The organism is Acinetobacter sp. 1130196 (assembly GCF_000588095.1).
GTDB classification, from domain to species: Bacteria; Pseudomonadota; Gammaproteobacteria; order Pseudomonadales; family Moraxellaceae; genus Acinetobacter; species Acinetobacter nosocomialis.
The window spans coordinates 15,274-27,353 of the sequence record NZ_JFWX01000046.1 but is presented as its reverse complement, the minus strand read 5'-3'; the positions used below and the strand labels follow the sequence as shown (position 1 = coordinate 27,353).

The 12,080-nt window shown below is 41.9% G+C and carries 10 protein-coding genes and 1 pseudogene; 9 read left to right on the top strand and 2 right to left on the bottom strand.

Features of this window, described 5'->3' with window-relative positions; genetic code table 11:
* The 7 genes and pseudogenes from J671_RS21280 to J671_RS21250 all read left to right on the top strand — a co-directional run.
* The coding region (locus J671_RS21280) for an IS5/IS1182 family transposase (RefSeq protein WP_031983339.1) at positions 1–291 on the top strand (291 nt) is incomplete at its 5' end.
* A gap of 49 nt (positions 292–340) precedes the next feature.
* Positions 341–1,162 (top strand): annotated as a pseudogene (locus J671_RS21275) (thiamine pyrophosphate-dependent dehydrogenase E1 component subunit alpha); the annotation flags it as partial.
* A 13-nt stretch (positions 1,163–1,175) separates the two neighbouring features.
* Positions 1,176–2,195 carry an alpha-ketoacid dehydrogenase subunit beta gene (locus J671_RS21270; RefSeq protein ID WP_031983337.1) on the top strand — a complete coding sequence of 340 codons (1,020 nt, stop codon included), beginning with the start codon at positions 1,176–1,178 and terminating at the stop codon, positions 2,193–2,195.
* 1 nt (position 2,196) lies between these two features.
* Entirely contained in the window at positions 2,197–3,723 is a 1,527-nt protein-coding gene (locus tag J671_RS21265; protein ID WP_031983336.1) for a 2-oxo acid dehydrogenase subunit E2, read from the top strand.
* A gap of 10 nt (positions 3,724–3,733) precedes the next feature.
* Complete coding sequence (gene lpdA / locus J671_RS21260; protein WP_004887334.1) at positions 3,734–5,137, top strand: dihydrolipoyl dehydrogenase; 1,404 nt, start codon at positions 3,734–3,736, stop codon at positions 5,135–5,137.
* A gap of 26 nt (positions 5,138–5,163) precedes the next feature.
* Positions 5,164–5,949, top strand: coding sequence for an acetoin reductase (locus J671_RS21255; protein ID WP_004708900.1), 786 nt, complete (start codon positions 5,164–5,166; stop codon positions 5,947–5,949).
* A 29-nt stretch (positions 5,950–5,978) separates the two neighbouring features.
* Entirely contained in the window at positions 5,979–7,037 is a 1,059-nt protein-coding gene (locus J671_RS21250; RefSeq protein ID WP_004887332.1) for a 2,3-butanediol dehydrogenase, read from the top strand.
* Positions 7,038–7,084: 47 nt separating this feature from the next.
* Here the strand turns inward: J671_RS21250 and J671_RS21245 are convergent, their stop codons facing one another.
* Both J671_RS21245 and J671_RS21240 read right to left on the bottom strand, forming a co-directional pair.
* The gene (locus J671_RS21245; protein WP_004887330.1) at positions 7,085–7,996 is read right to left on the bottom strand and encodes a bestrophin family protein; all 912 of its coding nucleotides are present in this window, start codon (positions 7,994–7,996) and stop codon (positions 7,085–7,087) included.
* 69 nt (positions 7,997–8,065) lie between these two features.
* Positions 8,066–9,337 (bottom strand): sigma-54 interaction domain-containing protein, encoded by a 1,272-nt coding sequence (locus J671_RS21240; RefSeq protein WP_004887328.1) that lies wholly within the window; start codon positions 9,335–9,337, stop codon positions 8,066–8,068.
* Between the two features lie 191 nt (positions 9,338–9,528).
* Between J671_RS21240 and J671_RS21235 the strand changes: the two genes are divergently transcribed.
* Both J671_RS21235 and J671_RS21230 read left to right on the top strand, forming a co-directional pair.
* Positions 9,529–10,224, top strand: coding sequence for an MBL fold metallo-hydrolase (locus J671_RS21235; RefSeq protein ID WP_004887326.1), 696 nt, complete (start codon positions 9,529–9,531; stop codon positions 10,222–10,224).
* 12 nt (positions 10,225–10,236) lie between these two features.
* Positions 10,237–11,892: a bifunctional protein tyrosine phosphatase family protein/NAD(P)/FAD-dependent oxidoreductase gene (locus J671_RS21230; RefSeq protein WP_004887324.1), complete on the top strand. Its 1,656-nt coding sequence runs from the start codon at positions 10,237–10,239 to the stop codon at positions 11,890–11,892.
* Positions 11,893–12,080: the final 188 nt, after the last annotated feature.

The window sequence follows — 12,080 nt, the reverse complement described above, 5'->3', positions numbered from 1 at the left end:
GTAATTCCACCCAGAAAGAATGCCAAGCCCTGGAAAGATTCTAAAATAAGTTCAATAGAACGAAATGAGATACTTCAAACGGTTAAACATTTAGGCAGAACCCTATGGAAAAAATGGTCGGGTTATCACCGTCGTAGTTTGGTGGAAACCAAGATGCATTGCATCAAATTATTAGGTGATAGGCTGACGGCAAGACATTTTCAAAGTCAGGTCAATGAAATTCATGCGCGTGTGGCAGTTCTGAATAGATTTACGGAATTAGGTAGACCTCGCACCCAAGTTGTGTCTTAAATTTGAATGGATTGGGGAGAACTCAGCTTTTGAATGTTTATGCAACAAAGCCGTCGGGATTTGCGAGAACTTAACCGACAAAGACTATATCACTTCAACACATCGTGGACATGGACACTGTATTGCAAAAGGCTGTGACATTCACGCCATGATGCTGGAAATTTTCGGTAAAGATGACGGGCTGTGCCGTGGAAAAGGTGGTTCTATGCATATTGCCGACTTAGATAAAGGTATGCTCGGTGCCAACGGGATTGTGGGTGGTGGACCTCCTTTAGCAATTGGTGCAGCTTTGACAGCAAAAACCTTAAAGACTGGTGGCGTCGGACTGTCTTTTACAGGTGACGGCGGCTCAAACCAAGGCCTTACTTTTGAAGCGATGAACATGGCTGTTGTTCTTAAACTTCCAGTAATTTTCGTTTTTGAAAATAACGGCTTTGGCGAAGGTACTGGTCATGATTACGCGGTAGGAAGCAAAGACATTGCTGGCCGTGCAGCAGGCTTTGGTTTACCGGCAGTTAAAGTTGACGGTACAGACTTCTTTGCTGTCTATGAAGCCGCTCAAACTGCCATTGAACGCGCGCGCCGTGGTGAAGGTCCAAGCGTGATTGAAACCATCACAAACCGTTTTTATGGCCACTTCGAAGGTGACCCTGGCTTGATACGTTCTAAAGAAGAAGTCGAGTTCATCAAAGAAAATAAAGATCCTTTGAAAATTTTCCGTGAGAAAGTCAAAGGCAAAATTGATGAAGCCAAACTAGACGAGATTGATGCAGCTTCAAAGGCAAATGTTGATGATGCTGTTGCAAAAGCTCGTGCTGCGGCATATCCGAAACCAGAACAACTCCTTACTGACGTCTATGTCTCTTACTAAAGGAATAGTAAAGATGCCAAATAAAAGTTTTCGTAATGCAATTAAAGAAGCCATTGAATCAGAAATGCGCCGTGATCCAACCGTATTTGTTGTTGGTGAAGATGTTCGCGGTGGGCACGGTGGTAAAAAAACTGAAGAAAACCAGTTAGAAGGTTTCGGTGGTGTATTGGGCGTAACCAAAGGTTTATGGACAGAATTTGGTTCGGAACGTGTTATTGATACGCCAATTACCGAGTCTGCAATTATCGGTATGGCCGCTGGTGCTGCTGCAACAGGTTTACGTCCTGTTGCCGATTTAATGTTTATGGATTTCTACGGCGTGTGTCATGACATGCTCTATAACCAAGCCGCTAAATTCCGTTATATGTTCGGTGGAAAAGCAAAAGCACCCATGGTTGTACGTGGCATGATCGGCGCGGGTTTCTCTGCAGCAGCTCAGCATTCTCAGTCACCGTATAACGTATTTGCTGCGGTTCCGGGCTTAAAAGTTGTAGTTCCATCTAGCCCATATGATGTGAAAGGGCTGTTAATTCAGGCTATTCGTGATGATGACCCTGTAGTGTTCTGTGAACATAAAATGCTCTATGACATTAAAGGCGAAGTTCCAGATGATGCCTATACCATTCCTTTTGGTATAGCAAATTACACCCGTGAAGGGACAGATGTAACCATTATTGCTTTAGGCCTGATGGTACACCATGCCAATGAGGTTGCAGACAAACTGGCAAAAGGTGGTATTTCGGTTGAAGTCGTAGATCCTCGAACAATTTCACCTCTAGATGAAGAAGGAATTTTAGAGTCTGTCGCATCGACTGGGCGTGTGGTTATTGTGGATGAATCAGCAGCACGCTGTGGCTTTGGTCATGATGTTGCTGCCCTGATCGCCCAAAAAGGTTTTCACTATTTGAAAGCACCTGTTGAACTCGTAACGCCACCACATACGCCTGTTCCATTCTCTCCAGTTTTAGAAAAAGAATGGATTCCAAGTATAGAGCGTATTGAGCAAGCTGTGCGAAAAACATTGGAGGCTTAGGATGAGCGAAATTAAAACGCTGGAGATCCCGAAATGGGGATTATCCATGGAAGAAGGCACGATCGCCCAATGGTTGATTAAAGAGGGGGATAGCTTTAATAAAGGCGATGAAATTTGTGAAATTGAAACCACAAAAATCGTCAATGTGTTAGAAGCGCCTTTTGCTGGAACGCTCCGTAAAATTTTAGCAAAAGATGGTGATACTTTACCTGTTGGTGGTCTTCTTGCCGTATGTGCTGAAAGCCAAGTTTCTGATGCAGAAATTGAAAAGTTTATCGCATCACTAGGTGGTTCAGCAGCTCAAGCACCTTCGGAGCAAAATAAAGCGGAAACATCTGCACCTGTTGCTGAAAAAGCAGAACAACCACAGACTGTAGCAGCTAGTGCTTCAGCTCCTGCAAAGGTAGCGAAAGATGACTACGCTGTACCAGAGTCATTACAAGGTTATCAAACATCTAATGAGTTGTTTGCAACGCCGCATGCCTTGAAGCTTGCAGAAAAACACAATGTAAACTTGGCAAAAGTCACAGGTTCTGGTCGTGAAGGACGTATTAGTATTCAAGACATCCAGAAGGCTGTACAGGCTGCTGGTGGTCAATGGCCTGATGTTAAGCAGCAAACTCAAGCTAAAGTGGTTAAATCTACGGCCGATGATAGCCAAGTTTTAGCGACACCTGTAGCACGCCGTTTAGCAAAACAATGGGGCATTAACCTAAATGATTGCCGTGTTTCAGGTACTCGTGGCCGTGTCTGTAAAGAAGATGTTGAGGCAGTTTACTATCGTAATAACCCAACATCGGTAAATGAACAACCTGTGCAATGTGTAGCTCAACCACAATCGACCATTACTACTGTGGCGATGAATGGGATGCGGAAAGCAATTGCTTCACGGTTACAGGCTGCAAAACGTAACGCACCGCATTTCCGCTTAGTGGTCGATCTTAACGTAGAGGCTTTGCAAAAACTACGTAAGCAGATTAATGAGACTGTTCCACAAGTGAAACTTTCGATTAATGACATGCTAATTAAGGCAGCGGCGGCGGCACTGATTAAAGTACCTGAGGTGAATGTTCAATTTGATGAGGCGACTCAATCAATTTTACAGTTCTCTCAAGCGGATATTTCGGTGGCTGTAGCGATTCCAAACGGTTTAATTACACCCATTGTAAAAGCAGCAAATCAGAAGTCTTTAGCACAGATTTCCGATGACATGCGTGATTTGGCAACGCGTGCCAAGACTGGCAAGTTACAACCTGACGAGTTTCAGGGTGGCAGCTTTAGCATTTCAAATTTAGGAATGTTAGGCATTAAACAGTTCGATGCCATTATCAACCCACCGCAAGGTGCAATTATGGCATTAGGTGCTTCTGAATCACGTGCTGTTGTTGAAAATGGCAATGTAGTGGTTCGTGAGATTGTCACAGCGACATTGTCATGCGATCACCGAGTCATTGATGGCGCAGTTGGGGCGAAATTCTTGGCCAGCTTTAAGCAGTTTGTTGAAAACCCTGCTTTAATTTTGGTGTAGGAGAACCCCCATGTCAGAAGCTCAATTTGATTTAATTGTGATTGGCGCGGGACCGGGTGGGTATGTGGCTGCAATTCGTGCAGCCCAGCTCGGGTTAAAAACCGCAATTGTAGAAGAGCAACATTTAGGCGGAATTTGTCTAAATTGGGGCTGTATTCCAACCAAAGCTTTGCTTGCAGGGGCAGAGCTCGCAACCCAGTTTAAACATGCCGGACAGTTTGGTTTTCAGGTATCCCAACTCGATTTTGATATTCAAAAGCTTGTGCAACATAGCCGACAAGTGTCAGCTCAATTAGTACAAGGCATCGATTACTTGCTTAAAAAGAATCAGGTGACCGTGTTTAATGGTCGTGCTCAGCTTACGGCAAAAGAAAAACTTGAAGTGACAGATGCTCAAGGTAATAGTCAGGATTTGAGTGCACCACATATCATTTTGGCAACCGGAGCTAAAGCTCGACATGTTCCTCAGCTTCCTGTCGATGGAACATATGTCTGGAGCTATAAAGAAGCGCTTGTTCCAGAGCAGTTACCGAAAAGTTTGCTGGTTGTAGGTTCAGGTGCAATTGGTAGTGAGTTTGCTAGCCTTTATCAAGATTTAGGATGTCAGGTCACCCTTATTGATTTAGCCAAGCAGATTTTACCAACCGAAGATGCAGAAGTTGCCCAATTTGTCAGAAAACAATTTGAACAAAAAGGAATGAAAGTCTTAACCGATGCTGTCGTTCAAAGTATTCAAATTGAAAATGGTCAAGTTCACTGTGTGGTTGAAACGGCAAATGATGTTCAAACGCTTGTTTTTGAGCGTGTACTTTCGGCAATTGGTGTACAGCCGAATACCACGGGGCTAGGACTAGAACGTTTAGGTGTAGAACTCAATCCACAAGGTTTTGTGGCAATTGATGACTATTGTAAAACCAACGTAGCAGGGCTTTATGCGATTGGTGATGTGGCTGGTGCACCGTGTCTTGCCCATAAAGCAAGTCATGAAGCCATGATATGTGTCGAGAAAATTGCTGGTGTAGCAAACGTCCATTCACTCGATCGTAGCCAGATTCCGGGTTGTATTTTTACTCATCCACAAGTAGCGAGCATTGGTTTAACAGAAAATGTAGCAAAAGCTCAGAACTTACCTGTACGAATCGGCAAATTTTCTTTAACTGCAAATGGCAAAGCTTTGGCAATTGGAGATGCGTCAGGTTTCGTTAAAACGGTGGTACATGCAGAGACGGGTGAATTACTTGGTGCACATATGGTCGGCCATGAAGTGACCGAACATATCCAAGGATTTGCGATTGCCAAATACCTAGAAGCAACTGATGAAAGTTTAGCTCAAGTGATTTTCCCGCATCCAACATTATCAGAAGCCATGCATGAATCCATTTTGGCTTCAATGCAACGAGCAATTCATATGTAGAAATTCTATATTTACAGGAGTTGAACATGGTTAAGGGATTAAAAAATAAAGTCGCTTTAGTAACTGGGGCAGCTCAAGGCATTGGCCGTGGGATTGCCCTGCGCTTGGCGCAAGAAGGGGCACATATTGCATTAGTGGATATGAAACAAGATCGACTAAACGATGTGCAGCAGGAAATTCAGGCTTTAGATGTAAATGCGAGCACATTTATTGCTGATGTAAGTGACCGCGAGCAAGTGTATGCCGCTATAAATCATGCTGAGCAGACTCTTGGTGGGTTTGATGTCATGATTAATAACGCTGGAATTGCACAAGTCCAAGCGATTGCTGATGTCACACCTGACGAATTTCAAAAAATTGTTGATATTAATATTGGTGGAGTGCTGTGGGGCATACAGGCTGCTGCTACAAAATTTAAGCAGCGGCAACATAAAGGTAAAATCATTAATGCTTGCTCAATTGCAGGCCACGACGGGTTTGCTTTACTCGGTATTTACTCGGCAACTAAATTTGCGGTACGAGCACTTACCCAAGCCGCGGCAAAAGAATATGCCAGTCACGGTATTACGGTAAATGGATATTGCCCCGGAATTGTCGGAACTGACATGTGGGTTGAAATTGATAAACGTTTTGCTGAAATTACCGGTGCCGCTATAGGTGAAACTTATAAAAAATATGTGGAAGGTATTGCTTTAGGTAGAGCCCAAACACCAGACGATGTAGCCGCATTAGTTGCTTTTCTGGCAAGTGAAGATTCGGACTATATTACGGGTCAATCCATTTTAACGGACGGCGGAATTGTCTATCGCTAAAACAACATCCTGATTTGAGGGAGATAATAATGAAAGCAGCGCGTTTTTATGACAGAGGCGATATTCGTATTGAAGATATCCCTGAACCAGAAGTCACTCCCGGCACTGTAGGTATAAAGGTGGCTTGGTGTGGAATTTGTGGTACAGATTTGCATGAGTTTATGGAAGGACCGATTTTTATTCCACCGTGTGGACATCCGCATCCTATTTCAGGCGAATCTGCACCGATTACGATGGGACATGAGTTTTCAGGTGTGGTTTATGCCGTAGGTGAAGATGTTGATGATATTGAAATTGGCCAGCATGTAGTCGTAGAGCCTTATATTGTGGCCGATGATGTGCCGACTGGACCGGGTGACAATTATCATCTTTCCAAAAATATGAACTTTATTGGTTTAGGTGGCCGTGGCGGTGGTTTGTCGGAGAAAATTGCGGTTAAACGCCGTTGGGTACACCCAATTTCCAATAAAATTCCGCTAGATCAGGCAGCCTTAATTGAACCGTTATCGGTTGGTCATCATGCTTTCGTACGTAGTGGTGCAAAGGCTGGTGATATTGCACTGGTTGGCGGAGCTGGCCCAATTGGTTTATTACTTTCGGCAATTTTAAAAGCGAAAGGGCTTAAGGTTATCATTACTGAGCTAAGTGCAAAACGTAAAGAAAAAGCCAAAGAGTCGGGAGTCGCAGATTATATTTTAGACCCATCAGAAGTTGATGTTGTTTCTGAGGTCATGAAAATCACTAATGGCGATGGTGTCGATGTCGCGTTTGAATGTAGTAGCGTTAACAAGGTATTAGATACTTTGGTTGCGGCAGTGAAACCAACATGCGTTATTGTTATTGTTTCGATTTGGAGCCATCCAGCATCAATTAATGTGCACAGTGTAGTAATGAAAGAGCTTGATGTAAGAGGCACAATTGCCTATGTAAATGACCATCAAGAAACCATTAAACTGGTCGAAGAAGGTAAAATAAATCTGGAACCTTTTATTACGCAGCGCATCCAACTTGATGATTTGATTTCACAGGGTTTTGAAACCTTAATTCATAACAATGAGTCGGCAGTTAAGATTATTGTACATCCATAAATAAGTACTTAAGCCTATAAAAAAGAGCGATGATTCGCTCTTTTTTATTAAAGTAAATTGTTGTTCTTGGCTTCAATAATAGGAGGTAATGGCTGTCCTAAAGAGCTTAGAGACTCTCGCTCAATTAAGCGAACAATTGAATCAAGCGGTAAATCATTTTCTTGCAAACCGAAAGGTTCTTCAATTTGAGCACTTAAAGCATCTAGCCCTAAAAACATATAAGCGATTAAGCCAACAATAAGCGGTGTCCAAATACCTAAAGCTGCTTCAAGGCTAAACGGTAAAATAAAACAAAAACAGTAAACAGCACGATGTAAAAGTACTGAATATGAGTAGGGTAAAGGTGTACCGGCAATACGGTCACAACCCGCTTGAATATTGCCTAGCTCAACAATATGACGCGTCAGAGTGCTATAGATAATGTCACTAATTTCGCCGTCTTTTAGAGATTTGACTAAATCTTTTTGAATATTTTCGAGTACAAATTGTGGTGCATTAATATGCTCATTTAAATAATCGAGTGAAGAGTTATTTAAATACGCATGTTCAAGAAATTTGGTTGGTTCGGCGGTTTGTTGACGTAAGCGATCACGCAATAAATTGCTAAAAATTAAGACCTGATGAATTAAATGTTCACGTTGTTCATTGGATAAAACATGGCTGTCTCTAACAATGTGTCTGGCATTGGCAATTAATGCGCCCCAAAGTTTGCGACCTTCCCACCATCGATCATAACAGGCATTATTTCGAAAACCCGTACAAATGGAAAGAATCACGCCAAAGATAGTAAATCCGATCGCGGGTACGGTAGGAATTTGAATCCAATGATAATAAGAGAGCCAGACCACACATGCTGAAATAAGTACAACAAAACTTAGTGCTGGTAAAACCTTGGGCAGAACAGTTCCTTTCCATGCAAATAAGAGTTTAAAAACGCTGCTTTTATCGCGAACAATCATAGAAAGCCTTTGAACTAACGGACCTAACCAACTGCAATATGATACGCCTTAGATGAGCTAAATACCTAGCTAAAGCTTGTGCTTTTGTCTGTATCGCCAAAGAGTAGTGCGGCTAATTCCAAAAATATTCGCGACCATATTCAGGTTATGGTTATATTTTTCTAAAGCTGCTTGCACATTTTCCGGGCTCAGCTCTGTATTTGTCTCGGGTAATTTAACGTAATCCTCAGCATTTAAGAGCTCGTTCGGTAAGTCTTTGACTTCAATTTCAACCTTACCATTTGCCATGGTTAACGCATAAAGCAGAGTGTTTTTTAGTTCACGAACATTTCCCGGCCAGTCATAGTTCAATAAAACCTGCATGGCTTTTTGATTAATATGGCGAGGCATCGATTCGAGTTGGGCTGAGCTTTCTTTTAAAATTTGATCGACAATAAGAGGAATATCGACTTTTCGTTCTCTAAGTGGGGGTATAAAAATTGGAATCACACGCAAACGGTAGAGTAGATCATGGCGGAAACGCCCAGCCTTAGCTTCTTCGCGTAAAGCTTTGTGTGTTGCGGTAATAATTCGGACATTGGCCTGAATCGGTTTTTCACCACCAACTGGCGTAAATTCCCCTGTTTCTAATACGCGTAATAATTTAGCTTGCAGCTCTAAAGGAATCTCGGCAATTTCATCTAGAAACAACGTTCCGCCAGCAGCACGTTCAAACACGCCTTTATGGTCACGAATTGCTCCTGTAAAAGCACCTTTCACATGCCCAAATAGTTCACTTTCTAAAATATTGGCATTGAGAGCAGCACAGTTAATTGCTACAAAAATCTTATTTTTACGTTGGCTATAATCATGAATTGCTTTTGCCACAAGCTCTTTACCACTACCAGATTCACCGCGGACAAGCACTGGAAATTCAGTAATTGCCACTCTTTGAATAATTGAAAACATACGGGTCATTTCTGGCGAGCAGCTATTAAAAACCTTGGACAAGTCTTGCAACTGTTCTGTTAGCTCTACTTGATTAGCAATATCATTCTCTATGTTAATAGGCTGTAAAATATGTAGCTTTCCGATAATGCGATGCTCGGCAATATAAATATCATGTTCTTGATAGATAAATCGCTGTCTCATTTTAGGAGTATTGATCTCAAGATATTGATTGTGATGGTCTTGAGTAAGCGCTGCCATACTCTCTACAGAAATATCGTCTGTATTAAATTTATAGTGAATTGCTTGAGTCGTTGTGTCTGCTAAAAACAGGCTCGCATTTGGGAAGAGAGCCTTAAGCTGCTCAAATAAAATATAAAAATTCTGTTCTGACTCAAAATTTAGCTTTGCCATTTTATATGTTTCACAATCGTTTCATTGAAACATACTTGAGTTTCATAGGAACATCAAGCTGAGTTCATTTTCTAAGTTTAGTTTTACTTATTATTTTAAACTTTTGATTTTTATATTTATTATTTAATTTTAAATAATTGGCATCTTATTTGCAAAATATAGGAAAGAAATAAATTATTAGGGTATAAATCATGTTCTTTAAGCAGTTTTTTGAAAAAGAAAGTTCGACTTATACATATATGCTTGGATGTGAAGAAACACGAGAGGCTGTTTTAATTGATCCAGTCGCATCAGATATTGAGATTTATGCAAAAGAATTAGAGCAGCATCAATTTACGCTCATCTATACCTTAGACACTCATGTTCATGCAGACCATATTACCGCTGCAAATTTACTTCGTGAACGTTTCCATTGCAAATCGGTTTTACACCGAAACTCAGAAGTAAGTTGCGGAGATATTTTAATTACTGATGGTTGCATGCTTAAAGTTGGCAACCTCAGTATTGAAGCGCGTTACACACCAGGTCATACCAATGCTTGTACGAGTTACCTAGTTGGAAACATGATTTTCACTGGTGATGCATTATTAATTGACGGCTGTGGTCGAACTGACTTCCAGCAAGGTAATGCAGGTACACTTTATGACAGTATTCATAAACAACTTTTTAGCTTGCCTGACGAGACTATTGTGTATCCGGGACACGATTATAAAGGTCGTCTGTCTTCAACAATTGGTTATGAACGCTTAAATAATTCACGTCTAGGTCAGAATCGCTCGCGTGAAGATTTTATTGAATTAATGAATAACTTAAATCTGCCATATCCAAAACAAATCGATAAAGCACTTCCTGCTAATCAGGCTTGCGGCTCAATTTCACAATCATAAGAAGGTGGCAATATGGAACTTAAACGAGTTAATCAAGATTTTTATGTTGCTGGCCAGATTACAGTCGACGATATTGCAAAAATTGCAGATCAAGGAATAAAAACTCTGATATGTAACCGTCCAGATGGAGAAGGTGCAGATCAACCCAATGTAATTGAAATTGAAGAAGCAGCTCAGCGACATAGTCTAAAGGTAATTTATCAACCTGTTACCAGTGGCAAAATTACCGATCAACAAGTTACCGAGTTTAAGCAGCTTTATCAGAATGCCCAAAAGCCCGTTTTAGCATATTGTCGCTCTGGTATGCGTGCAATCAGTTTGTGGGCTTTGGCTGAAGTTGCTCCACAAGATGCAGCACTGCTAGTTGAAACGGGTAACAAACTTGGTTTTAACTTAAAAGGCTTAGTGCCACGTATTTTAAAACATGATTATGAACCAGCGACAATTCCTTGTTATAGCGTTGTGATTGTGGGCGCTGGAGCAGCAGGAATTTCTGTAGCATCGAGCTTACTGTCTCGCGAACCTCATTTAGATATTGTCATTATTGATCCGGCAGACACCCATTATTATCAACCGGGTTGGACCATGGTCGGTGGCGGTATTTTTAAGCCACAAGTAACTGCACGCTCAATGGCAAGTGTGATTCCTTCAAAAGTGAAATGGATGAAAGCTGCGGTTGCCGGATTCGACCCTGAACATAATCAAGTCATTTTGGAAGGATGCCAGCCCATCCAATATAAAGCATTGGTTGTCTGTCCCGGTTTAAAACTGAATTGGCATGGCATTGAAGGTTTAGTCGAAACCTTAGGTAAAAATGGGGTGACGTCTAACTATCGTTATGATTTAGCACCGTATACATGGGAACTTGTGCAACAGCTAAACGGTGGAAAGGCAATTTTTACCCAGCCACCTATGCCGATTAAGTGTGCAGGTGCTCCTCAAAAAGCGATGTACCTTTCAGCGGATTACTGGTTAAAGCAAGGCAAACTTAAAGATATCTCTATCCATTTTTATAACACTGGTGCTGTTTTATTTGGTGTGAAGGAATATGTGCCTGCACTCATGCAATACGTCGAAAAATATGGCTCTGAACTTCACTTTAATCATCAACTGGTCAAAGTAGATGGGCCTGCAAAAAAAGCATGGTTTAAGGTCGTGAATGATGAAAATGCAGCATTAATCGAAACTAATTTCGATATGTTGCATGTTGTTCCACCGCAACAAGCACCTGATTTTATTCGTGCAAGTATTCTTACTGATGAAGCAGGCTGGGTGAGTGTGAATCCTCAAACCTTACAACACACACAGCATGCCAATATTTTTGCTTTAGGTGATGTGATGAATGCACCTAATGCCAAAACTGCTGCTGCGGCGCGAGCCCAAGCCCCAATCGTTGCTGTAAATGTGATAGCGCAGCTCAAGGGGGAGCCGGACTTCTGTGAATACAACGGCTATGGCTCATGTCCACTCACCGTGGAGCGTGGAAAAATCGTTCTAGCTGAGTTTGGTTATGGCGGCAAATTGCTTCCTAGTTTCCCAAAATGGGTGATTGATGGGCAAAAGCCATCTCGTTTGGCATGGTTACTTAAAGAGCAGATTTTACCGCCAATTTATTGGCAAGGCATGCTCAAAGGCCGCGAGTGGATGGTCAAACCTGAGCGAGGATAAACAAAGCAACGCTTTATCTTGAGAAGCGACTAAAGCTTCGCAAGAAGACGAGAACTATGCTCGAGTTAAGAGGGTGAATCAAAGCAACGCTTTGTTCTGAGAAGCGACTGAAGCTTCGCAGGAAGACGAGCTCTATTCACTCACTAACCAGCAGTCTACTGCAAATGATGTATATGCAATTTTAGGCT

What these genes read in the sequence shown, in the direction of transcription:
- J671_RS21270 (WP_031983337.1), top strand. Translation starts at nt 1,176, where the DNA reads ATGCCAAATAAAAGTTTTCGTAATGCAATTAAAGAAGCCATTGAATCA.
- lpdA (WP_004887334.1), top strand. Translation starts at nt 3,734, where the DNA reads ATGTCAGAAGCTCAATTTGATTTAATTGTGATTGGCGCGGGACCGGGT.
- J671_RS21255 (WP_004708900.1), top strand. Translation starts at nt 5,164, where the DNA reads ATGGTTAAGGGATTAAAAAATAAAGTCGCTTTAGTAACTGGGGCAGCT.
- J671_RS21265 (WP_031983336.1), top strand. Translation starts at nt 2,197, where the DNA reads ATGAGCGAAATTAAAACGCTGGAGATCCCGAAATGGGGATTATCCATG.
- J671_RS21240 (WP_004887328.1), bottom strand. Translation starts at nt 9,337, where the DNA reads ATGGCAAAGCTAAATTTTGAGTCAGAACAGAATTTTTATATTTTATTT.
- J671_RS21250 (WP_004887332.1), top strand. Translation starts at nt 5,979, where the DNA reads ATGAAAGCAGCGCGTTTTTATGACAGAGGCGATATTCGTATTGAAGAT.
- J671_RS21235 (WP_004887326.1), top strand. Translation starts at nt 9,529, where the DNA reads ATGTTCTTTAAGCAGTTTTTTGAAAAAGAAAGTTCGACTTATACATAT.
- J671_RS21230 (WP_004887324.1), top strand. Translation starts at nt 10,237, where the DNA reads ATGGAACTTAAACGAGTTAATCAAGATTTTTATGTTGCTGGCCAGATT.
- J671_RS21245 (WP_004887330.1), bottom strand. Translation starts at nt 7,996, where the DNA reads ATGATTGTTCGCGATAAAAGCAGCGTTTTTAAACTCTTATTTGCATGG.